General features: G+C 64.3%; 14 protein-coding genes. 7 read left to right on the forward strand and 7 right to left on the reverse strand.

Going from position 1 to position 22,969, the window contains the following annotated elements; all coding sequences use genetic code 11:
- Window positions 1–9 precede the first annotated feature (9 nt).
- On the reverse strand, window positions 10–813 hold the full coding sequence (locus tag BES08_RS29260) for a hypothetical protein (RefSeq protein WP_156800057.1): 804 nt from the start codon (window positions 811–813) through the stop codon (window positions 10–12).
- Between the two features lie 176 nt (window positions 814–989).
- Between BES08_RS29260 and BES08_RS29265 the strand changes: the two genes are divergently transcribed.
- The 4 genes from BES08_RS29265 (at window position 990) to BES08_RS29280 (ending at window position 5,515) form a co-directional block, all read left to right on the forward strand.
- Window positions 990–1,733, forward strand: coding sequence for a hypothetical protein (locus BES08_RS29265; protein ID WP_069710131.1), 744 nt, complete (start codon window positions 990–992; stop codon window positions 1,731–1,733).
- Window positions 1,734–2,353: 620 nt separating this feature from the next.
- Window positions 2,354–3,274, forward strand: a complete 921-nt coding sequence (locus BES08_RS29270; RefSeq protein WP_156800059.1) for a hypothetical protein — start codon at window positions 2,354–2,356, stop codon at window positions 3,272–3,274.
- Window positions 3,271–4,269 (forward strand): tetratricopeptide repeat protein, encoded by a 999-nt coding sequence (locus BES08_RS29275; protein WP_069710133.1) that lies wholly within the window; start codon window positions 3,271–3,273, stop codon window positions 4,267–4,269. The genes BES08_RS29270 and BES08_RS29275 overlap by 4 nt, the downstream gene beginning before the upstream one ends.
- A 4-nt stretch (window positions 4,270–4,273) precedes the next feature.
- On the forward strand, window positions 4,274–5,515 hold the full coding sequence (locus tag BES08_RS29280; protein ID WP_069710134.1) for an SEL1-like repeat protein: 1,242 nt from the start codon (window positions 4,274–4,276) through the stop codon (window positions 5,513–5,515).
- 17 nt (window positions 5,516–5,532) lie between these two features.
- Here the strand turns inward: BES08_RS29280 and BES08_RS29285 are convergent, their stop codons facing one another.
- Window positions 5,533–5,895 carry a PRC-barrel domain-containing protein gene (locus tag BES08_RS29285; protein ID WP_069710244.1) on the reverse strand — a complete coding sequence of 121 codons (363 nt, stop codon included), beginning with the start codon at window positions 5,893–5,895 and terminating at the stop codon, window positions 5,533–5,535.
- A 262-nt stretch (window positions 5,896–6,157) separates the two neighbouring features.
- Between BES08_RS29285 and BES08_RS29290 the strand changes: the two genes are divergently transcribed.
- Both BES08_RS29290 and BES08_RS33480 read left to right on the forward strand, forming a co-directional pair.
- Window positions 6,158–7,417: a S41 family peptidase gene (locus BES08_RS29290; protein ID WP_083274908.1), complete on the forward strand. Its 1,260-nt coding sequence runs from the start codon at window positions 6,158–6,160 to the stop codon at window positions 7,415–7,417.
- A 153-nt stretch (window positions 7,418–7,570) separates the two neighbouring features.
- Window positions 7,571–7,780: a hypothetical protein gene (locus BES08_RS33480; RefSeq protein ID WP_197524522.1), complete on the forward strand. Its 210-nt coding sequence runs from the start codon at window positions 7,571–7,573 to the stop codon at window positions 7,778–7,780.
- A 367-nt stretch (window positions 7,781–8,147) separates the two neighbouring features.
- Here the strand turns inward: BES08_RS33480 and BES08_RS29295 are convergent, their stop codons facing one another.
- From BES08_RS29295 to BES08_RS29315, 5 genes are all read right to left on the reverse strand, one after another.
- A complete protein-coding gene (locus tag BES08_RS29295; RefSeq protein ID WP_069710135.1) occupies window positions 8,148–14,405 on the reverse strand; it encodes an Ig-like domain-containing protein in 6,258 nt (2,085 codons plus the stop codon).
- A 43-nt stretch (window positions 14,406–14,448) separates the two neighbouring features.
- Window positions 14,449–15,636 carry an HlyD family type I secretion periplasmic adaptor subunit gene (locus BES08_RS29300; RefSeq protein ID WP_083274909.1) on the reverse strand — a complete coding sequence of 396 codons (1,188 nt, stop codon included), beginning with the start codon at window positions 15,634–15,636 and terminating at the stop codon, window positions 14,449–14,451.
- Complete coding sequence (locus tag BES08_RS29305; RefSeq protein WP_069710136.1) at window positions 15,633–17,717, reverse strand: type I secretion system permease/ATPase; 2,085 nt, start codon at window positions 17,715–17,717, stop codon at window positions 15,633–15,635. The genes BES08_RS29300 and BES08_RS29305 overlap by 4 nt, the downstream gene beginning before the upstream one ends.
- Window positions 17,714–18,994 carry a TolC family protein gene (locus BES08_RS29310; protein ID WP_069710137.1) on the reverse strand — a complete coding sequence of 427 codons (1,281 nt, stop codon included), beginning with the start codon at window positions 18,992–18,994 and terminating at the stop codon, window positions 17,714–17,716. The genes BES08_RS29305 and BES08_RS29310 overlap by 4 nt, the downstream gene beginning before the upstream one ends.
- A gap of 267 nt (window positions 18,995–19,261) precedes the next feature.
- Window positions 19,262–19,888: an IS110 family RNA-guided transposase gene (locus BES08_RS29315; RefSeq protein WP_156800061.1), complete on the reverse strand. Its 627-nt coding sequence runs from the start codon at window positions 19,886–19,888 to the stop codon at window positions 19,262–19,264.
- 490 nt (window positions 19,889–20,378) lie between these two features.
- Between BES08_RS29315 and BES08_RS29320 the strand changes: the two genes are divergently transcribed.
- The gene (locus BES08_RS29320; protein WP_083274910.1) at window positions 20,379–22,946 is read left to right on the forward strand and encodes a TonB-dependent receptor; all 2,568 of its coding nucleotides are present in this window, start codon (window positions 20,379–20,381) and stop codon (window positions 22,944–22,946) included.
- The last annotated feature ends 23 nt before the right edge of the window (window positions 22,947–22,969 follow it).

The raw sequence follows: 22,969 nt of genomic DNA on the forward strand, positions 1-22,969 counted from the left end.
CTATTCCCCTCAGCTGAACGCTTTGTCGATGGCATCGATCTTATCATCGAGATCGGAGCCGATCTTGTAGAGCTGCTTGGCAAGATTTTTTGACTTAAGCTTCGCCTTGGAAGACTGGAGTTCGGTCAGCGCCGCGCTTGCGTCTTTCAATGAGCCTTGATAATCTGCTACTGCTTTTTCGCGCGCCTCGATTACACCAAGTCGGCGACAGTAATCTTGCGCGAGGAGAAACCCCGCACCGCTAAAGCCTGCGGCCTTCGAACCCTTGCACAAATCGGCTGGTGCGCCTTCAACGTTGTCCTTCTGGTCTCGGATCTGTTTCACGTAGATGGCGGTCAAGTAGGTCTTTTCTGTATCCAAGCGCCCCAGAAGCGGTAGGCCCAGAACCTCATCGAGCCCGTCTATTACACTTTTCGCGTTGGGCGCGCCGCGGTCAATCAGTTGCCGTAGGACGTCCTCACGCATCGCGCCCGTGGCGAGCTGGGCGAGAAAGCCGATCAGGCCCGAGACCGCATCGACGCGCTCTTTTTTGATGTCGGGGATAGCGGCGATCGATTTCGTCGCCGCCTCGAGGCCCGGCTGGATGGTAAAATTCGAGTCATTTGCCGCGTCCGTCAGCGCTTTGAAATAGGCGTTCAGCACCTTGTTGGCGGCGACCACGCCTTCTGTAGAGCGCCTCTCGGCCTCGCAGCTCGAAAGCATCGGGTTGAGCGACGTCTCGCGCAGGCAAGATCCAGCAATCTCGTTTCCGACGTCATTCCAACTGCTTGTTGCTTTAGTGAGTCGCGCAGATATGTCGCGCACAGCAGACATATCTGCGCATCCTGACACGAGTGTCGCGCAGGCCATCATAGCGATCCGCCTCATTTAATTCCCCCTATGCTGATTCGCCCTATACCCCGCAAATATATTGCTCCATAATTTACTTTGATAGTACATTATCACTGTCCATTCGATGTAAAAAATTCATCTTTCTATATGACTTAGTGATGTCGAAGTTTGGCCAAGGAAGCTTTATGGATTGGCTTTCCAAAATAGACTATGTCGCTGTCATCCGGGAATCAGCACAAAGTCCCTTGGGAACGATTTCTCTGTTCATCATCGTCGTGGGCATTGTCGCTGTTTTCTTGTTCAGGCGCACCAAGAGCGAAGGCATCCGGCTCGTAGCGTTTGCTCTTTTGGTGGTCGGAGCGGGCTTGCTGATCTTCCGCGTTGGGTCCGGTGTAGAGACCGCTGTATCTGACCTCCAGAAGTCGGCCAAGGACACCAAGGTCGAACTAAACAAGGTCACCGCCCAGCAAAAGGCTGAGGAGAAGCGCCGCGCCGACGAGGCCCAGGCGAGCCAAGCACGACTCGCAGCAATTCGAGAATGCAAAGCTGGGGGCGCGAGGATAGTGAACAGTTGCAGAGCCTACGACAAGTCAGGCTTCCATAGTTCACCTTCTGCCAGTTGCGGCCTTACCCTGGATGCCGGCGACGGTCGCTTCTTCGCCCAGAGCGCAGTGACAGTCGACAGCCAGCGCTATCATAACATTTCCGGAGCCGACGCAAGCGCTGCGCAGCCAGCCTATGCCAAGACGGAGAGCGGCGAAAGCTATGTGCATCGTTTCAGCGGGACGATCGGCTGCACGAATGCGCAAGGCACGGGTCGAACGTGCGAGTCCAAGGCCACGATTTCCGCGACGGCGTTCCCCCTCAGTTGTCTTCCGTACAAAGCCGAACTGGTGAAATAATGGTCGTCGGGTCCGGCCTCGAAGCTCAGCAGGTTGGCGAGGCCGACACCCATCCAGATAGGTCGATATGGACAGGGTTACCTCTTGGTGATTGGCGTGCCAATAAGTCATCGGCTGGATGTCGGCTCCTGACTAGCAGCTACCGTCAGGCCTATCGCTCTAGAACGACAGAAATGTCTCAGCCTGGTCTAAGCAGAATGTCCGCTCATTGGTTTGCCACCATCTCGGTCGAACGGCTTGAATGGGCGCAGTGCCGCCCGGCAGTCCCCGTAAAGCTGGCCGTTCGCCGACTGACCGGCTTCAAAGTTCGATTAGGGGAAAGCTGCCGTTCGCGCACCCATGCGACCTGTGCCTTCAACCCATCTCTCGAGCATCGAAGGGGCATTTGGTACACAATCCGGCAGTCGGCGATCTGACAGGGCGAGAACCCTGTCGACGGATCCGCTGGTTCCGCGCCCATGGTAGGCAAGTCATGAACGGCGACTGCCTGACGCCGCAACCTGCCCGTCTTCGATCACACGGGAAATCGAACGCTTCGCCATCATGGCCGCGAAACAAGCAGGCTGTTGTAACGCGCGGTTTCTGTTGCCTATTGTCGTCGCATAAGCGTGGGAGATGTGATGAAGCTTGGAATTGTCGCCTGTGGGCTGCTCATGCTCTCTCCCGCGATGGCGCAGGCGCGAGCCTCGCAGTGGTGGTACGTGACGCAGGGCGCCGACAAGGTATTGTTCGTCGATGTCGAGTCGATCGTGCGCGATGGCGACATTGTGCGGTACGAGGCCAGCCAGATCCTGCGCGAGCCCGGCAACCCCGCCGCCTCGTTGCGTGCCTCCATGACGGGAAACTGCCGCGAACAAACCGAAACGTGGGACCTCGTCCTGCGCTACGGCGCCGATGACGAACGGCTGGACGAGACAGCGCTGAGCTATGGGGGGCCTAATCCCGTAGAAGGTGGGTCGGTGGGTGCCGCGCAGTTGCAGTTCGTCTGCGCCACCGATCGACCCCTGGGCGGTGGTTTTCCTCTCGCGATCGACCAGGTCGCTTTCGCCGAGGCCCTGATCGCCGACACCAAGGCTTCGGTAAGCCCGGCAGACATGCACGAACGGATGCGCGCGGACCCCAGGGTGCCGGTCATCCGGTCCAGGGCACCGTCGCCCGACACGTTCGGGACACCGCAGGCGACCACTGCGGGTCACGCCGTCGTCCCGCCTCGCGACTATGCCAAGGGAGTGGGGATTCCCGATGTCCCGAATTATGACACGGTCGAAAGCGGCACGATCTACGATATTGCCTATGGCGGGATCGAGAATGGGGAACTGACCTTCGAGGTGCGCGGCTACAGCATCGATGATCTTGCACACGCCAGCAGCGCCCAGCCTATGCGCTTCCCGGTATCCCAAAAGACGATCCGTATCCGCAACATCGAAATCGAAGTTCTGGCCGCTACCCCACAGGGCCTGCGCTTCCGCGCGAACCTTGCTACGGAGGACGCGGACAACGCGCCATTCGTGTGCGCCGATCCGGCGTGCACAACGCAATGATCCGCGCCATTGCGCTGTCGTTCGCTTTGCTGGCCGGACTTGCCGGGCCATCGCAAGCACAGGAGGTCGCCAAGATCGACCCCGCCGTCGAGCTGAACGTTCTGTGCGAGGACAAGGATGCCAGTGCCTGTACCCGCCTCGGCAACCGGCTTCTCGAAGGCGACGGGATCGCGCGCGACGAGGCGAGAGCCATCTTCATTCTGGGCAAGGCCTGCCACCTTGGCGACATGCCAGGCTGCACAATGACGGGCTTCGCCTACGGCAAGGGTGAAGGCGTCGCACAATCATCCGATATCGCGCGCGCCTACTACGACTATGCCTGCCATGGCGGCGAGGCGACCGGATGCTCCAACCTCGGGCTTGCCTACATCAATGGAGACGGCGCTCCCCAAGACGATCGCCGCGCCGCCGCACTTTTCCAGCAGGCCTGCTCGAGCAGTTCGACGGCCGGTTGCGCCAATCTGGGTGCGTCCTATTCGTTGGGACGAGGCGTGCCGCGCAATCATCACCGGGCGGCGCAGCTTTTCAGCCAAGCCTGCGATGCCGACGATCAGCACGCCTGCTACAACCTGGGCGTGCTCTACCGCGATGGCCTGGGCCTGCGACGCAATCACAAACGCGCCGTCGCGCTGTTCGCACAGTCGTGCGAGGCCAAAGACCCCAGCGCCTGCGGCAATCTCGCCAGCATGATCGACGACGGGCGGGGCACCGCCAAGGACCACCAGCGCGCCCTCGCACTGCATGACGAGGCGTGCACGCTTGGCGAAGCGGAAAGCTGCTTCACGCTTGGCCGGGCCTACCAGACCGGAAACGGCCGCGAGCGTGATGACTTTCGGGCCATCGCCCTGCTGGAGCGTAGCCTGGCGCTGGCCCCCCGGACTCCATCCGCCGGCGAAGCCGCGAAAGCCCTCGCCATCGCGCGCGACGCGATCGCTGCCCCATCGATCCCCGCAATGGTAGGCGGGCCGGAAGGCCATCGCGCAAATGAGGAATAGAGCGATGCGCCAAATCACTACCGCCCTCGTCTTGCTGCTGGCCGCTGCCTGGATGACCGCGGCAATGGCTGCGGATGCGCCTCGGGACGAGGCTGTGCTGACCTGCCGTATCCAGGGTCAAGATCGCGAGGTGTCGGTCTCGATCACCGGCACACGTGCCACCTATCGCTACGGTTCGTCCCTGCAAAAGCCGGAGCTGACGCTGCGCAGCCCCCTGGCGGACTTGGACTATCGCCGGAAGAACGGCCCGGGCGAGACGATCGACGAGATCGTGACCTTTACCAACGGCGATACTGCCTATCGGGTGGCGGCAGGTTTCAAAAACGGAGCGGCGCCGGACCCGACCGCTCTTCAGCCTTTCGGGCTGCTGACGGTCAGCCGGGCGGGCAGGACACTCGCCGCGTTGAGTTGCCGCCCGGACAGCATAAGGCGAGTCCACGACCGCCTGCTTGCCGGCATGCGCGAGATCGGCCGGGAGCGATCTTCCGATGGCGAATCGTTTCCGAACTACGAGATCCAGTATCCCGCACCCGCTGACCAGTCCCCGCCCTGCAAGGCGGATTTCAACGTCGATACCTGCTGGAGCCGCGGCGTCGGTGCGGCACGCGGCGGCGATCTGCGCGGCGCGCTGGGGCACTACGACATGTCCTGCGACGCCCACCTCGACGATCTTGGCTGCTACGAGGCGGGCAAGCTCTACCTGCAGAACCGCCAGTTGCGCGATTATGCCAAGGCCCAAGCGCGGTTCGCGCGCGTGTGCGACGGCAGTGACCCGGGACGCGGGCCCTACGCCTGCAAGTATCTGGAATGGATGAATCTGACCGCTACCGGCGTCAGCCGCAATCTCGACCAAGCCTGGTCCAAGCTGGCGCGCGCTTGCTTCCTGCACAATGATGCGGACATGATCGACCCCGAGGGGTGCCACTTCTTCGCCAAGACCGTTTTCGCCGTGCGCGATGCCAAGCCCAGCCGATACCCCAGGGCGGACTTGCTCGCCTATGTGGCGCTGTCCCAAGCGTGCACCGATGATGCCAGGACGGTCTGCGACGAGGCGCTAGCGCTGTACCAGACCGGTATCGGACAGCACGCGCCCTGGACAAAGTCCTGCGATGCACTGGTCCGCGCCAAGGGTATGTTTGCGTCGTGCAAGGACATGGCGCGGCCGCGTGCCGACTACGACAGCGCCATAGCCACACGCCGGAAGCTCAAGGTCATGTTTCTGGCGGCTCTCGACGACCCGACTTGAACGCCCACTGCCCGTGCTCAAGCGATCTGAGTCGGCGCCGTGCCGTAATAGCTCGACACGCGGTCGGCGTAGGCCTGGTTGAAATCGGGCGCATTGCTTGCCCAGCTCGGGCCGCCTTCGAGCACTCGGCGGTCGATCGTGACGATGTAGTCATCCCCGGCCGGATCATAGCCCAGCACGCCGAAGGGCACGGGATAGAAGCTCTTGTTGAACCCCAGGAAGCCCCCCAGGCTCAGGACCGCAAACGTCGCTTGCCCTGAACGCTTGTCCACCATCAGCGCCTTGACGTGACCGAGGGTGTCACCATCGCGTGATCGCACCTTCAATCCCGAAGTTTCCGCCTCGACGAGGGTCGGCGTTGCTGGCGATACTTCTGTCATCGAAAGCTCCTCGTAACCCGCCATTCGCTGGCGTTCGGGTCGTTGTCCGTCGGTTGTCCTCCCACAAACAAGGACGGCCTAGGGCAAACACCCGAAGCCATTCTCCGTTCCGCCGTGCTGCAGATGGACGCGTGATGCTGGGAAGCTGACTGTGCGTTCGCGCCCCAGATTCTAACATTCACGAGATGTCGCGGCGTTCCCGGAACCGGCCGTTCGTTAGTGCCAAAAGGTTTCCCTTTCGCTTCGAGAATTTCCCTGTTCGATGGCCGGGAATGAATGTTACTCAACCGCTGTGACGCAACCTTTCCTGACACGCCGAGCCTTTTGGGGGGGCGGCATCGCCCTCGCTGCCACTCCTGCGTGGGCCGCCGAACCACTCCACGATGTCACGTTTATCGACGACTTCGATGAATTGTGGCGGACGCTGGGGGAGCGTTACTGTTTTCTGGCCGACAAGCAGACTGACTGGGATCAGGTGCGCTCATTCTACCGGCCGATGGCCCTGGCTGCGAAAGACGATGCCGCTTTCACCAATGTCGTCCGGCGTGTCCTCGCGGAATTGTATGACGCGCACACGCATCTCTCTGATCCGCCTTACGGCGCGCCACGATGGCCGCTGTTCGATCTCCTTGCCGAGCGAACTGGCGGCATGGTTCGTATAGCTGCCATTGAAAGCGGTTCGGCGGCGGCTGATGCCGGATTAAAGATTGGTGATCGAATTATCGCGATCGACGGGCGACCGATCGAAACGGTCATCCAAGATTTGATGCCGAAATGCCTCGTAAAGCCCGACGCGGCAGCCGATGCCTACACCATCAACGTCGCGGTTGCGGGGTATCGGGGGAAGGCCCGCCTGTTGTCGGTGAGCTCGAAAGACGGCGCCTCCCGAACAGTCCAGCTTCCCATCAAGAAGAGGCCCGATTTGCCTGACGTTGAAAGCAGGATGCTTCCAGACGGCATCGGCTATATCGTTATCAGGAGCTTTTCCGACACCGCGACGGCTGATGCTTTCGACAAGGCATTGGAAAGTCTACAGGATGCTCCGGGTCTGATTATTGATGTTCGCGAAAACGGGGGTGGCGACACGGCCGTTGCCCGGCCGATCATGGGGCGATTCATTCGAGAACGGACAGCTTACGCCATCATGCGTAGGCGAGCCGGGGCAGGATTGAGCGCACCGTGGACCGAATATGTCGATCCGAAGGGCCCCTTTACCTACAGCAAGCCTGTTGTCGTGCTGACGAGCCATTGGAGCGGAAGCATGGCCGAGGGTTTCCCAATGGGTATGCGCGACATAGGCCGCGCGACGGTCGTTGGCACGAAAATGATGGGATTGGGAGCAGCCGTCTTTCCGATCAGACTGGATCGGACCGGCATAAAGGCACAATATTCGGGGGAACCCGTTTATGACACGAAGGATCGCCCACGTTGGCACTTCGTCCCGGACGTGGAAGTTGCGGACGGCAGTGACATTCTCGCTGCCGGAATAGCGGAGGTTAAAACGGCTATCAGCCGCAATTGAAATTATTCTCCTCTCATCTGACCATGACACGGGAGCGCCATTAATCCGTGGCGATGAGAGGCCGTCCACACCGGCACATGCAGGGATGGTGGCGACGCCTCCGACCTTGTCAAGGCGGGGCAATGCCGCCGGATCGGCTGTAAGAACGAACAGGTGCGAACCTTTCTCCATCTTGGATTGGCGCGCCGGAATGCCATCCTCGCTCAAATGAGACGCGAGGAGTTGGTTATGCCTCACGCTTTTGAAATCACTTATTACGCGCCTCCGCAAACACCCAAAAAAGTGAACGGGTTGATTTGGATCGTCGGCATCAATACCGCGCTTTGGGCGGCGATCGCCCTTGGAATATGGGCGTTATCGTGAACTGCAATAAGGCCCGGACCTCTTGCGAGTGCCGGGCCAGTTGATTGCAAGGGCTATATAGCCCTTCGGGTCGCATGTGCGGCGTACACGGTTTCGCTGCACCGCATCATGACAATAGCGATGGATCCTGAAACAAGTTCAGGATGACGACCTCTCTCGCGACACATCGCCAGTCCACCCTTCTCAGCCGATCTCAGCGCCGATTTGCAGCGCCCGGAAAGCGGCCGGACGGCTTTGCACTAACCTACGACCCGTTGGGTGATCGGCACGGCGACCAAGGTTGAATAGCCAACATTTTGCAGTTCGGTAGGGGAACATCCCCGTCCGGCCGGTCCGTCAAGGACCGGCCGGACGGGGTAAAGCGCCGTCAGGCGAAGGAGGCCTGGGTCAACAACTGTGCCTCCGTGTTGGCCAACGTGGCGAGGATGTCGCCGCTGCCGGTGTGGATGATCAGGCTGTCGGTGGCGGCCCCGCCGTTGGTGCCGGGGTTGCCCTGCGCGATCGTCACGTCCTCGAAGCTGATGCCGCCCGGCAGGCGCAAGTGGTCGGTGCCGATCTGGAAGTCGGTGACGAGGTCCGCCATCGACAGCGCCTGCCCGTCCGGCGCGTCGAGGACGAAGAGGTCCGCCCCGTCGCCGCCGGTCAGCACGTCGCGCCCGGCGCCGCCGATCAGGGTATCGTTGCCCGCAAGGCCGGAGAGGACGTCGTTGCCCTCGCCGCCGACGAGCAGGTCGTGCCCGGCGGTGCCGGTGAGGTGCAGGCTGTCGCTGACGAGGTGGCCCTCGGCGTCGAAGGTTTGCACGAACAGGCCCTCCTGCGCCGGGGCGGGCACGCGCACGTCGATCGTCGCGTCCACCGTGTGGTTGGCCGGGATGCCGCCCAGGATCAGCGAGATCTGCGCGTCATGGGTGCCGAGCCGGTCAAGGATCGTCTCGGGCACGCGGTAGACGCCGTCCGCGTCGGCGGTGAAGCCGGTGATGCGGATAATGCCGTTCACGGTCTCGGTGGCGCCCGGAATGTCGCTGAAGTAGAGCGAGTGAGGCTGGCCCGGGATGATCTGCAGCGTCACGCTGGTCGGGACGGCCCCGTGGGTATCGACGTGGAACGCCTCTGCCCGCAGTCCGGTGGTGCCGTCGGGCAGGCGCCCGGCATTGAGGCCGACACCGGTGACGGTGTCCCCTGTGGTGATCGACCGCTCGATCTGCTGCAGCGCCGAGTCCGGGTCGTAGACCACGTCGATGACGCCGTTCATGTAGAACAGGGACTCGCCCTGCAGACCCGACGCGACCAGCGTGAAGCGGTTGTCGACCGCGAACTTGTCGAGCATGTCCTGCGTGATGAAGACCATGCCGTTCTCGTCCGGGACGAGCGGCAATTGCAGCAGGAACCCGTCGTTGCCGGTGCCCGAGAGGAGGAAGCCGGCACTGGCCGGAACCCCGCCGAGGTAGATTTCGGTCGGTCGTCCCACGATGTTGTACAAGCTGCCCGCGCTGCCGCCGAGCGTGATCGAGGTGCCGTATTGCTCGGGCGAAACGCCGTAGCTCATCACGTAGCCGCCGTTTTCCAACGCCTGCAGGTCGAACGGCAGGTCTTCGTCCTGCAGCGCGGCGGCGGGCAGGCCCTCCAGCAGGGTGACGCCGCCCTGCCTGCTGCCGTCCGCCCCAAAGCGCTGCACGGCGACACCGTCTGCCTGACCGTCGTTGTCGGCATCCACCACCCAGTTGACGACATAGCCGCCATTGGTCAGCGGGGTGACGTGAACGGTGTTGTCGGTATCGTCGCCCGAGATCACCGCGCTGGCCGGGCCGTCGATCCGCTCGCCCGATCCGGGTAGCATCACCCCGTCGGCACCGAAGGTGTGGACGAACACGCCCTCCTGCGCCTCGGTGCCTGCGCGCACGCCCACGGTGCCGGTCAGGGTGCTGTTCGCGGCGAGGCCGCCAACGATCAACAGGGCCTGGAAGTCATGGCCGTAAGCCTGCGCCAGGATCGCGTCGGGCACCGCATAGTCGCCGTTCGCGTCCGGCTGCAGGTTGGGGATCGTGATCGTCCCGTTCGGCAGGCGCATCGCGCCGGGCACGCCGGTGATGTCGATGTAGCTGCCGCCCGCGATCGTGATCTGCATGGTCACGAATCCGGGCGCGCCGCTGGCGCTGTCGATGTGGAACACCTCGGAGCGAGTGCCCGGCAGGTTGAGCACGCCCACCCCGCTCGGCTGCACCGTAGCGGTGATCGAGGTATCGACGAGGTCGGCGTCGAGATCGAAGATCCGGTCCGCAGACGACACCGCGAAGGCGTAGACCTGCTGGTTCGAGGTGAGGCCGTTCGCCACCAGCGTCAGGCGGTTGTCGACCGCGAACTGGTCGAGGATGTCCTGCGTCACCGCGATCCGGCCGTCGACCGAAGGCATCACCGCAACGTTGATTAGCTCCCCGCTCTCGTTGAGGCCGCGCAGCACGTAGCGCGCGTTGGTTGCGAAAACATCCACCTGAATGCTCGACGGTACACCGATGATCAGCATCGAGGACGCCGCCTGCGACAGCGAGACATTGGTGCCGATCTGCTCCATCGAGAGCGAATAAGTCAGCACATGGCCGCCGTTCGCCAACGCCTGCAAGTCGTAGGAGCCGACTTCGTCGACCCGGTCGAGCAGCTGCTCGGTGATGCCCTGGAGCAGGGTGACGCTGCCCACCTTGATGCCGTCCGCGCCGAAGCGCTGGAAGGCGAGGCCGTCCGCATCGCCGTTGCCGTCGGCATCGACCACCCAGTTGACGGTATAGCCGCCATCGGGAAGCGCGGTGATCTTCGCCGCGCCGTCATCGTCGCCATCGCCGAGGAACGGGGCATTGCCGCCGTCCACCCGCTCGCCCACAGGGCCGGTGGCGACGCCGTCGGGGCCGAAGGTCTGGACGAACACGCCCTCGACCGTGGCGATCCCCTCGCGCACGCCCGCCGTCGCGCTGACGGTGGTGCCGGCGGTCAGGCCGGTGACCACGAAGACCGACTGGAACGAGCCGTATTCGAAGAACGTCAGCACCGCGTCGGGGATGCTGTAAGTGCCGTCCGCCCCGGCGGTCAGGGCCATCGTGAAGCTGCCGTTCGGCATCGCCGTCAACCCCGGGATGCTGGCGAAGTTGGCGATCGGCTGCGTAGTGAAGGGCGCGATGTCGATGGTCGAGGTGATCGTGACGACGACGGCGGCCGGGGTGCCGGTCACGCTGTCGAGGTGCAGCGTCTCGACCCGGCCCTCGGGACTACCGAGCACGGCGATGCCGCCCTGCTGCACGGTCGCGGTAAGGATGGCGGTATCGAGCGGCGCGGCGGTGTCGTAGATCGCGTCGACTTTCGCCTCGATCGCGATCATCACGTTCTGCTGCGCAGGCACGCCGCCGAGCTGCAGCGCGAGGCGGTTGTCGACCGCGAACTGGTCGAGGATCGCCTGCGTGATCTGGATACGTCCGCCCTCGACGGCGAGCATGACGGTGTGGACCGCTCCGCTGCCGTCGAGGCCCCTCAGCGCGAAAGTCGCACCGGCGGGGGCGTCGTAGACATAGATGTCGGTCGGCTCGCCTACGATCGGCGCGACCGGCGCCTGTCCGGAAAGCACGATGTTGCGGTACGAACTGTCCTGCGCCAGCGTGAAGGCGAGCGCATAGCCGCCGTTCGCAAGGGCCGTCAGGTCATAGGCGGAATCGTCGCCCGCATCGGCGATCAACTGCTCGGACACGCCCTGAAGCAGGGTGATGCCGCCGTCCTTGGCGCCGTCCGCCGCGAAGCGCTGGACCGCGATCGCGTCGGGGGTTTCGTCGTGATCGACATCGACCAGCCAGTGAACCACGAAGCCGCCGCCCGCGAGCGGGGTGATGCCGATCGTGCCGCCGTCGTCGTCGTCCAGAACCGGCGCGCCGAGACTGTCGATGCGCACGTCGGGTGCGACGATGGGCTGGACCGAATAGACATACTGCCCGGTCAGCGAGGGTGCGCTGGCGTTCCCGGCGGCATCGGTGGCCACCGCCGAGTAGTGCACCGCGCCTTCGCCCAGCTGCGCGAGGTCGGCGGCGCTGAGTGCCACGGTGAAGGCGGTGCCGCTGACGGCGGCCACTTTCGTCAGGGTCACGTCGCCATTGGTTAGCGTAAGAGTGACGGTGCTGCCCGCCTCGGTCGTGCCGGTGATGCTCGTGCCGTCCGCGCCGGTGATCGCGGTGATCAGCGTGCCCTCGGGCGTGGCGAGGCCGCTCGGCGCGGCGGGCGGGGCGGTGTCGAGCGTGACGACGGCGGGCAATGAGGCCGGGCCGACGACGCCTGCCGCACTGACGAACAGGGCAGTGAGCGACTTGGCGCCATCGGCACCCAGTTCGGCCACCGAGAGGGTGAAGCTGACCGTGCCGTTGACGCCTGCCGCCGGAATATCAGCGGCGGTGAGGACGATCGACTTCGCTTCCGCGCCGCCGATCATCAGCTTGAGCGTGTCGCCCGCCTTGGCGCCGCCGACCGGATCGAAAGCGACGGTGACGGTGACGCCGTCCGAAGCCTCGGCAGCCGAGATGCGGGCGCCGTCATCGACCACAGGACGCTCGGGCGGCGCGATCCAGCCATCCGCGGGTGACTGGGGCGGGGTGACGGTGCCCACTTCACCGGCGGCGGTATCGAGCTTGTCGGTGAGCGCGGCGCCTTCGTAGGCCGCCGGATCGACGGCTGCGCCGCCGCTGACCGCCGTGCCGGCCTGCGTGGCGAGGGTGTCCTGCGCGACGATCTGTGCGGCGATGGCGGCGCCCAGCGTGCTTACGGCGTCGCTGCCGCTGGCGCTCTGGACCGCACCGTTGACGCTGGCAAGCGCCTCGCCGATCGCACTCGCCTGCGTGCCGAGGGCGGTGCTGCCGGTGGTGGTCGCCGCGCTCTGGATCACCGCGCTGACGACGGCGGGGTCGGACAGATCGGTATGCCCCGCTGCGATCTGCGCGGCGATGCTCCGGATCGCGGCTTGCGAGCCCGCATTGGCGCCGCCCGCGACGCCTGCCGCCTCGCTCGCCGAAGCGATGACGGACAGGACGTTGGCGACCTGGATCGCCGCCTTCTGCGCGGCCACGGCATTGGCCAGCGTCGCCGCGTCGGTGGACGAGGCGATGGTGGCGAGTGGGTCGAAGCTGGTGAGGCTGACCGAGGCGTCGATGCCGAACGCGGCCTTCACTTGCGCCTCGGCGGCGGCAAGCTGCTGCGCGGTGGCATTGGCCGGGGCGAGCGCGGCGATCAGCGTGGTCAGCGGGGTCACCACGGTGGACCCGGCAGGCGCGACGAATACGCCCATAAACGCTTTCCCGGTCGCGATGTCGGTGGTGAGGTTGGTGCCGTTACCCGCGATCAGCGCGGTGGCGACGATCCGGCCGCCGCCCAGCAGGTCGGAGAAGTTACCCTGCGAATCCGTGACGGTGTAAGTCTCGGCGGTGAAGAGGCCGTCGCCGTTGGCATCGACGAACGCCTCGCCCGCATCGCGCACGCCGTTGTTGTTGGTGTCGGTGAAGCTCTCATGGTCCCACACGCCGTCGCCGTCCGCATCACGGAAGACGAGGGCATTGGCGAGGTAGCCGTCCACCACCTGGCCGCTCGTACCGGGATCGAAGGCGATGGCCAGCGGCGTCGCGGCACTCGAGGCATTGCCCGCCGCATCGGTGAAGGCCGCGCCCGCAACCGCGACGCTGATCGTGCCGGGCAGGGTCGCCGCGCCGGGGGTGAGGGTGGCGGTGTAGACCTTGGGGTCGCTCGCCGAGACGGTGAGCCCGCTGACGGTGCCGCCGGTCACGGTTATGTCGGAGGCGGTGAAGCCTGCGGGCACTTCGCTGAACGTGAAAGTCAGCGCGGTCGTGAGCGCACCGGTGAGCGCAGTGTCGGCGGCGGTGATCGCGACGGTCGGCGCGGTGGTGTCCACCGTGATGCTCAGTGCCGAAGAGGCAGCGCCGACGTTGCCCGCCGCGTCGGTCGCGGTTGCGGTGAGGTTGTGCGCACCCTGCGCCAGCGCCACGTCGATGCTGAAGGCGCCGCTGGCGTTCGCCTTGCCGGTGCCGACGGTGGTGGCGCCGTCCTTGATGGTCACGGTCGCGTTGGCTTCGGCGGTGCCGCTGATGGTGAGGCCCGAGGTCTGGCTGGTCACGCGGTCGGAATTCGAGGTGCCGGTGTCATCGGCTGCCGCAAGCGCCAGCGCGGTCGGCGCGGCGGGCGGGGTGGTGTCGGTCGGCGTCGGTGTCGGGGTAGGGGTGGAACCACCGCCACCGCCGCCCGCAGCCGCCGCGACGATGCCGCCGAGCGCTCCCGCACCGAGCAGGCCGTAGAGCAGTCCGTTGCCGCCGCCCGTCTCCGCTGCGGGAGCCGCCGCCGCGTCGGTCGCAGCAGGCGCCGCCGCGCCCGCCTCCGGCGCGTCCTGCATCGCCGCAAAGTAGGAATCGGGCGCCGAGATGCTGACCTCGCCGTCCTTGTGGACGACATTCGCATGATCGACGGTCAGTCCGGTCGCGTCATCGACCACGGTGACGACGGCGTCGGCATCGGCCGCCAGCACGTTGACGCCCTTGCGCAGCTTGATCGAGCGGATGGTCTTGCCGGACTTCGCGGAAATTCTCGCAACCAATGCCATCTGTAGTCACTCCATGCAAAACGGGTTGTTCGGGATGCGCGGCTCAGTGCTCTCTGAAGGCTTCCTCGATCTTCAGGACGGGCCGCAGGAAATAGTCGAAGACGGTGCGCCGACCGGTCAGGATGTCGACGCTGCCGGTCATGCCGGGGATGATGGTGAGCGGCCTGCCCTGATGGACGAGCCGCGACTGCCCGGTGCTAACGAGCACGCGGTAGAAGGTTTCCTCACCGCTCTTGCGGTCTTCGCGCAGGGTGTCGGGGCTGATGTTCTCGACCCGGCCCTTGAGCGATCCGTAGACGAGGTAATTGTAGGCCGCGAGCTTGACCGTCGCGTCCTGTCCGGGGCGGATGAAGGCGACGTCGGCGGGGCGGATCTTCGCCTCCACCAGCAGCACGTCGCGGAACGGCACGATCTCCATGACCTGTGCGCCTGGCTGGACCACGCCGCCGATGGTGGTGACCTGCACGTTCTTGACGGTGCCCTGCATCGGCGCGCGCAGCACCGTGCGCTCCACCGCGTCGCGGCGACCGGCGGCGACTTCGGAGACCTGCGCCAGTTCGCCTTCCATCTTGGACAGCTCGGTGCCAGCATCGGCGCGGTAGCGGTTGGTGCGCTCCGAGATCGCCGCCTGCGCCTCGTTGATCTGGCGGCGCAGGCGCAGCACATCGACCTCCGGGACGAGGCCGCGCGCGCTCATCGGCTCGGTGATCGCCAGCTCGCGGCGCATCAGCGCGATCGAGGCGGTCAGCGCAGCGACCGCCTGATCGACCGCCTGGCGGCGCACATTGTAGGTGTCGGTCTCGTAGCGGACGAGTTCGGCGTCCCCCGATATTTCCCCGGGGAAACGCAGCGGCTGCGCGCTCGCCTCGGCCCGCAGGCGCGCGGCCGCAGCGATGAGCGAGCGGCGGCGCTTCTCCATCTCGTTGAAAGAGGATTCGGCGCGCTTCGGATCGATCACGATCAGCGGCTGCCCGGCTTGTACGAGATCGCCTTCCCTGACCTTCACGGCCGAGACGATCCCGCCCTCCAGCGACTGGATGACCTGGATCTTGCCCGAGGGCACGATCTGCGCGGAGCCGGTGGTGACTTCCTCCAGCACCGCGAAGCGCGACCAGACGACGAGGCCGAATAGCGTCGTCAGCAGCACGACCGCGAAGATCAGCCATGCGGGGTGGCGATCATGGATCGTCGCCAGCGACAGAGGGGAGCGCAGGGCCCGGGTATCGGTCATGACGCGGTCCTCACCTTGCCGTCGGAGAGCGCCTGCACCACCGCGTCGCGCGGTCCGTCGGCGACCACGCGCCCGGCATCCATCACGATCAGCCGGTCCACCAGCGGCAGGATCGAGTGCTTGTGGGTGACGATGACGAAGCCCGCGCCTTTGTCTCCCAGCGTGGCAAGAGTGCGCAGCATCTCGGCCTCGGTCTGCTGGTCCATGGCCGAGGTCGGCTCGTCAAGCAGGTACATCGGCGCCCCGGTCATCAGCGCGCGGGCGAGGGCGACGGCCTGCCGCTGCCCGCCCGAAAGCGTGTCGCCCCGCTCGCCCACGCCCCGATCGAAGCCGAGCGGATGCGCGGCGGCGAGTGCGGTGACGCCGGTGGCCCGCGCCACTTCCAGCATCCGTGCGTCGCCGGTGTCGGGCGCGGCCATCAGCATGTTCTCACGCAGCGAGCCATGGAACAGCCGCGCGTCCTGCCCGACCAGCAGCAGGGCGGCGCGGATGTCGGCAGGCTCGATCGCGGTCATGTCGACGCCGTCGAGGAAAGCCTGCCCCTCCTGCGGCCGATAGAGCGCGGCCAGCACCCGCAGCAGAGTGGACTTGCCGCTGCCGATGCGGCCGAGAATGGCGATTTTCTCGCCCGGTGCGATCTTGAGCGAGACACCGTCGAGCGCGGGCCTTGCGTCCTTCTCGTAGGCGAAGCTGACGCCGCGCAGTTCGATTTCGCCGCGCCATGCATCGCTGGAAAGCAGCCGGCGCGCCGGGTCGCGGTCCACCGGCAGGGCCATGATCCGGTTGAGGCTGGCGAGCGCCGAGCGCACCTGCTGGAAGCGCACCGCCAGCGAGGACAGCGTCACCAGCGGCGCCAGCGCGCGCGAATTGAGCTGCACGCAGGCGACCAGCGCGCCCGCCGTCGCCTCGCCGGTGCTGGCGAGGTAGACGCCCCAGGCCAGCATCAGCGCCGCCGCCGTCTGCTGCAACGCCACGGTCACGTTGGTGACGAGATTGGACCAGTGCTGGCTCGTCATCGCGCGTTCGGCGATGTAGCCGCTCGACATCTCGTGGCGGCGGCGCATGCGGCCCTCGGCGCGCAGGGCTTTCAGGGTTTCGAGGCCCTCGAGGCTCTCGATAACGGTGCCGTGGCGCACGGCGGCTTCGCGCAGGTTCTCGTTCGCGAGGCGCGACATGGGGATCTGCACGAAGAGCGAGAGCGCCATGACGACAAGGAAGGCGAGCAGCGGCACCGCCACCAGCTTGCCCCCGATCAGCGCGCAGACGCCAAGGAACAGCAGCGCGAAGGGCAGGTCGGCGATCGCGACCAAAGTGCCCGAGGTGACGAAGCCGCGCACGGATTCGAACTCCTTCAGCACATTGGCGAAGGCGCCCGAGGACTGCGCCCGCGCTTCCATCCGCGTCGCCAGCACGCGGGAAAACACCGCATCGCCCAGCACAAGGTCGATCTTCTTGCCCGCACTGTCGAGCGCCGCGCCGCGTACGCTGCGGGCCACGAACTCGAACACCAGCGCAAGGCCCACGCCCGCCAGCAGCGACCACAAGGTCACGAAGGCGAGGTTGGGCAGGATGCGGTCGTAGACGGTCATCATGAAGATGATCCCGCCCAGCGAGAGCAGGTTGATGACCGCCGAAAGCGCGGCGGCCTCGTAGTAATAGCGCCGGTGTCGCCAGAGGACCGGCCAGAACCAGCCCTTGCCCGAACCCTCGACGAGATCGTCCGCGCGCGAGTCTGCGGAGCGGGCCGGGGCGAAAGCGATGCAGCGGCCGAGGCTGTCAGCCGTCAGCCTTTGCCCGTCGGCTGTTGTGAAACCGCCATCAGTTAGGCCGGTCAGGACAACGGCACCGTCATCGGTCAGCGCCAGCGCGGGCAGCAGGTCGGTATCGAGCGCCGCGGCAGGCACCCAGCTTGCCTCGATGCCGAGTTCTGACAGCCCGCGCAGCACTTCGGCTTCCGCCTGTGCGCCACGCAAGTTCGCCTTGAGCACTGCCTCGCTTGTGGCGATGCCGCGCAAGCGGAGGCATTCGGCCATGACGCGCGCCAGCGGGGTATCGGTGGTGGCCTGGCTCATGTCGTTCATGGCTGCGGTCCCTGCGTTCCGGGGGGCAGGCGCCTGCCGTCGTCACCTTCCACTACGGCGGGATAGATGCGGCCGAGCACGCCCATCAGCTGGTACTGCGTCTGGGCGATGTCGTAGCGTTCGTTGACGAGCTGGGCGCGCACGTTGAAGCGTTCGAGGTCATAGCTCAGCAGGTCGAGGATCGAGCGGCGCCCGATGCGGAACTGTTCGAAGACGACTTCGCGCGCTTGGTCAGCACGATCGACGAGGTTCTCCATCGAGGGCAGGCGCTCGGTGCGCTGGGCCTGGAAGATCCACAGCCGCCGCGCCTGCTCGCCGAGCGACACGCGGGTCAGTTCGGCATTGGAGCGCGCGGATTCGAGTGTCGCCCTGGCGGATTCGTGCCGCGATCGCCCGCCGCCGCTGTCGAAGGGCACCATGCTGGCGTTGAGGCGGAAAGCGAAGGCGTTGAACAGCCGGGTATCGCCTTGCGAGGAAATGTCGGAAGTCCGCGCGCCCTCCAGCGCCAGGCTCGGCATCCACCAGTTCTTCGTGCCGCGCACGGTCTCGGCGTTCTCGGCGACTTCGAGGTCGGCGATGCGCACCGCCGGGCTGACGGGAACGAGCCCCTGCGCATCCTCGGCATTGCGCGGAAGGAAGGCGGCTATGTCAGGAATACCGCCGGTGGGTTCGACCGGAAGCGCGGAAATCTCGCGGATGCGGGCGCGGGCTTCGGCCAGCGAAATCTCGCGCGTCTGCTGCGTGGTGACGGCCTGCTGCAGCCGCGATTCGACCATCACGACGTCGGAAGCGCGGCCCCGGTCGTACTGCGCGATCTCCACCACCAGCTTGTCGAGCGTCTGCAGCGCCGACACCTGCTGCCAGCTGACGAAAGCGAGGTCGGACGCGCGGGCATAGTCGATCCACGCCTGCGCGAGCTGGAAGGAAATATCGGCAAGGACGCTCTGTTCCTGCACGCCAAGCAGGTCGACGCGCAGCTTGCGGCGACGGATTTCCGCGGGCGTGCGGCCGCCGTCGAAGACCAGCTGGCTGACCTTGGCTTCGGGCAGGACGGTGAAGCCGCTGTTGCCGCCCACGGTCTGCCACCCGGCGTTCGTCTCCACGCCGACTTGCGGGCGATAGGCCGAGCGCGCTGCCGAGACATCCGCCCGGCCGCCACGCGACAGCTGCTGCGCCGCAACGATACGCGGGTGCCCCTGCGCCATGCGGCCGAGCACTTCGCCAAATGTTTCCGCATCGGCCGGACACGCCTGAAGCGCCAGTGCCGCCAGCACCATACACCTCTGCCCCCGGCCCGGGATCCACGATCCCGCACCCCCAATTCGCACCTTCCGACTGACCCCTTCGCCCCCGAAACCGCGCTCGGGGAATATGAATTCCCGAGCCCGGCAAGGTCTTTCGACTGACGCTGCGTTACCCGACCGCAGCCGCCGCGCAATACCATGATCGTGGTATGCTGCCAGAAATAAAGCCGCCAATTCGGCTGTTTACGCAGAAAAATGAACACCTTTTAACCGTCTTGCACTATCTCTTCGTCAACGTGGTTAAGTCAGAGCCCGTAGAAGCAGGGCTGCAAACGCCATGATCGCACCGGCGGTCACCGGGCCAGCGCCCGGTACCGTGCAAAGGCGGCAAAGCCCGACGCTGACCGCCATGGCTTCCCGTAGTCTGAGTGAAAGCTCCTCGATCTTCGCGGACAGGTTGTCGATATGCTCGAGGTAGAGGCCTGCGATCTCCCGGATACTGGGAGGCACGTCGACATCCTCGTCGTCCATGGCTGCGCGGATTTCCTTCAGATGAGGAACCCCTTGGGGAAATACCAGGCCGAACTCGGCCAAGTGTCCTCGTAGCGCGTTGATAATCTGTGTTCGCTGGCTCATAAAACATTGATGGGTGCGATAGGCCACAACTCGCGCTTGATGCTCTGCGCTTTTGACCGCAACGAATTGCAGGTTCGGGCGTACGGCAGCTTCGGCAATGGCCGCCGCGTCTGCCGCGTCGTTCTTCAGCCTCTTCACGAAAGGCTTCACGTAAATTGGCGGGATCAGCCGAACCTCATGACCTTCTGCGCCGGCAAATCTGCCCCAGTAATGGCTCGTCGCGCACCCTTCCATGGCAACGATACAGCAGGGATGCTCCTTGAGTAGTGCCTCCAGTTTGGGCCGCGAGATCGTCCGGTTATATAGAACCTACCCTGCTCGATCAGTCGCGCAGACTTGGAAGCTGCGCTTCGCCAGGTCGATCGACAGCATGTGTGCATTCGCCATATGCTCTCCTTCGGGCACCGCCATGGCGCCATTGAGTATCATACGATGCCCGGTGAAGGGAGGCATCCACCGCATCAGTTCAGTGCCTAGAAGACCCACTGAGTTAACTGGCCTAATCTAAGATTTTTTTGGACTATCGCCACGGGTTTGCGCCGGCCCTGCGTCAGGTGACGTAGGCCATCCCTTAGGAAGGCACGATGTTCGTGTCGGCCGTACCTGCTGCAAACAACCGCCGCCTAATACCCGGTCATGACCACCCCCGGCGACAAGCTACTCCGACAGGCTGCGCCTGAATGAGTTAAATGCGTATTCGCTCAACCTGAGCTTCAAATTCGCAGACCTCCGTCTTGAGTTTCGAGCCTGCTTACAAGGCCGCGACCTCAGGGGGTTTCCTATGCACATCCGACATCTGATCCTGGCTACCGCCGCCGCCATCGCCTTTGGGCTGCCTTTTTGCTCTTACGCTCAAGACGCCTCACGTCCCCCCGACCGTCATACCTACGACCTTAGCGGCCAGCCACTTGGAGAAGCTCTTCGTTCCGTCGCACGTGTGAACGACCGCCAGTTGGTCGCCGATCCTTCCATCCTTGCAGGCAGGAAAGCGCCTTACCTGAAGGGCGAATATACTTTCGACGAGGCGATACGATTCCTTCTTAACGGCAGCGGCCTCGAGGTCGAGTTTTTGGGGTCGACCATCATCATTCGGAGCGCTTCCCCCCTCAAATCCGCCATAGCCCAGCAAGATGGCGATATCGAGGTCACCGGATCCCGCATCCGCGGCACGCAAAGCATTTCTCCGATGGTGAAGCTCACGGCTGATGAAATGCGCCAAGGCGGCATCACAACCTTGGCAGATGCCATCCGCACCATTCCGCAAAACTTCAACGGCGGCCAGAACCCCGGCATCGGCCTGGGCGTTCCTGAGAGCCGAGGCTCCTACATCGGCGGCGGCACCGGCCTCAACCTGCGTGGCCTTGGCTCCGACGCCACGTTGACGCTGCTGAATGGACACCGCTTGGCCTATAGCGGCCTGCAGCAGAGCGTGGATATTTCGGCGATCCCGTTTATGGCAATCGACCGCATCGAGGTGATGACCGATGGCGCCTCCGCCATCTATGGATCGGACGCCGTGGCCGGCGTGGCGAATGTGGTCCTCCGCAAGTCCTATGAGGGCATCATGACCTCGGGCAAATGGTCGGCATCGACCGCTGGTGGCAATGAACGCCAGCAATATGGTGCACTGGCGGGCCACGTCTGGTCATCCGGCAACGTCATGCTGGCAATGGACTGGCAAAAGGCGACACCGATACTGGCACGCCAGCGCAGCTACGCATCCGAGCGAGCGCCCGGCCTCGTTCTGTCGCCCTCGCTCCGAAATCTGAGCTTTCTTATCAATGCTCGCCAGGAAATCATCGATAATGTCGAGGTTCGTCTCGACGGCATCTACAGCGAGCGCTCCTCGCTCATGCGTTACGCGACTACTTCCGATGGCGACTATCGTGCTTACGGCGGCGAACTGGAGAACGGCGGTTCCTCGTTGTCAATTGCGCCATCGATACTGATCCGACCCAGCAGCGACTGGCAGATCGAACTCTCGACCTTGTACAGCAAGGATCGGGCAAAATATCGCACTGCGAGTTTCGCACTTGGCGAGATCGATAGCCTCACGATCGGATGCTACTGCAACGAAGCCTGGTCGAGCGATCTGCAGGCCAATGGAACGCTGTTCGAATTGCCGGCCGGGTCGGTCCAGGCGGCTATCGGGGGTGGGTATCGAAACAGCTACCTCCACGGATATCGCACTGCAGGTGCCCCTCGAACGATCAAGGCATCGCAGGACAATTACTATGCTTTCTCCGAGATCCGCATCCCCCTCGCATCGCCTGAGCAGGGTATGCCATGGCTGCACCGCGCCGAACTGAACGCCGCTGGCCGTTATGAAAACTATCCCGGGACCGGCGATGTTTTCACGCCGAAGATATCCGCATTGCTCGCGCCCAATCCGGATATCGACTTCAAGGCATCCTGGGGCAGGTCATTTCGCGCGCCTACGCTCTACATGCGCTACAATGCGCCTGCGGTCGCCTTCATGCCTGCGTTGTATTACGGTGCGGGAGCGACGTCGAACGAGTACATTCTGCTAGTTTCAGGGGGCAATCCCGATCTCAAACCCGAGCGGGCAACGAGTTGGACTGCATCAATCGCGCTGCATCCCTCCTGGCTCGAAAACGCCCGGATCGAGGTAAGCTATTTCAATGTCGCTTACCGTGATCGGATAGCCCAGCCGATAACGCTGACCCGGCAGGCCCTGAGCGATCCGGCTTATGCGGACTTCGTCACACGAAATCCTTCCTTGGCGGCCGTAACTGCGGCCGTCGAGGGCAGCGTTTTCAGCAACGGTACCGGCAGACCATATGACCCGGAGCTCGTCTCCGCGATCATCTACAATGCCAACCGCAACGTCTCGCGCCAGAACATTAAAGGGGTCGACATTCAGGCAGAATATACTGTGTCACTTGCCTCGTGGGGCTCGCTACGCCTGAGCGGCAATGCCAGCTATCTAGACAGCGACCAGCGGGTCAGCGCGCTCCAACAAAAGCAGGACCTTTCTGGCTATATCTTCAACCCGCCTCATTTCCAGGGCCGGGGAGGCGCGTCGTGGAGCATCGATGAATCGACGATTGCCGCGTTCGTCAATCATGCCGGTGGCCTCAAGGACAGCCGTGTCACGCCCATCACGCGCATAAGCGCAATGACGACGATCGACCTGTCTGCTTCCACGCGGATAGTCTCCGGACCGGCCCCACTGCGAAACCTTGAACTTATGCTGTCCGCGCAGAACCTGTTCAACCAGCACCCTCCGCTTCGTCGCAATACGGCAGTATATGAACAGCCATATGATCCCACCAACGCCTCCCCTGCCGGACGGGTCATCAGCCTTTCGCTGCGAAAGGAATGGTAATGGGTATCCGGACTATCCGCCTC

The organism is Novosphingobium resinovorum, from assembly GCF_001742225.1.
In the GTDB taxonomy this organism is placed as follows: domain Bacteria; phylum Pseudomonadota; class Alphaproteobacteria; order Sphingomonadales; family Sphingomonadaceae; genus Novosphingobium; species Novosphingobium resinovorum_A.

Bases quoted from the DNA above. Each gene is read 5' to 3' on its own strand.
- BES08_RS29320 (WP_083274910.1), top strand. From the start codon at position 20,379: ATGCACATCCGACATCTGATCCTGGCTACCGCCGCCGCCATCGCCTTT.
- BES08_RS29305 (WP_069710136.1), bottom strand. From the start codon at position 17,717: ATGAACGACATGAGCCAGGCCACCACCGATACCCCGCTGGCGCGCGTC.
- BES08_RS29290 (WP_083274908.1), top strand. From the start codon at position 6,158: ATGGCCGGGAATGAATGTTACTCAACCGCTGTGACGCAACCTTTCCTG.
- BES08_RS29265 (WP_069710131.1), top strand. From the start codon at position 990: ATGTCGAAGTTTGGCCAAGGAAGCTTTATGGATTGGCTTTCCAAAATA.
- BES08_RS29295 (WP_069710135.1), bottom strand. From the start codon at position 14,405: ATGGCATTGGTTGCGAGAATTTCCGCGAAGTCCGGCAAGACCATCCGC.
- BES08_RS29285 (WP_069710244.1), bottom strand. From the start codon at position 5,895: ATGACAGAAGTATCGCCAGCAACGCCGACCCTCGTCGAGGCGGAAACT.
- BES08_RS29270 (WP_156800059.1), top strand. From the start codon at position 2,354: ATGAAGCTTGGAATTGTCGCCTGTGGGCTGCTCATGCTCTCTCCCGCG.
- BES08_RS29260 (WP_156800057.1), bottom strand. From the start codon at position 813: ATGTCTGCTGTGCGCGACATATCTGCGCGACTCACTAAAGCAACAAGC.
- BES08_RS29300 (WP_083274909.1), bottom strand. From the start codon at position 15,636: ATGACCGATACCCGGGCCCTGCGCTCCCCTCTGTCGCTGGCGACGATC.
- BES08_RS29310 (WP_069710137.1), bottom strand. From the start codon at position 18,994: ATGGTGCTGGCGGCACTGGCGCTTCAGGCGTGTCCGGCCGATGCGGAA.
- BES08_RS29275 (WP_069710133.1), top strand. From the start codon at position 3,271: ATGATCCGCGCCATTGCGCTGTCGTTCGCTTTGCTGGCCGGACTTGCC.
- BES08_RS29280 (WP_069710134.1), top strand. From the start codon at position 4,274: ATGCGCCAAATCACTACCGCCCTCGTCTTGCTGCTGGCCGCTGCCTGG.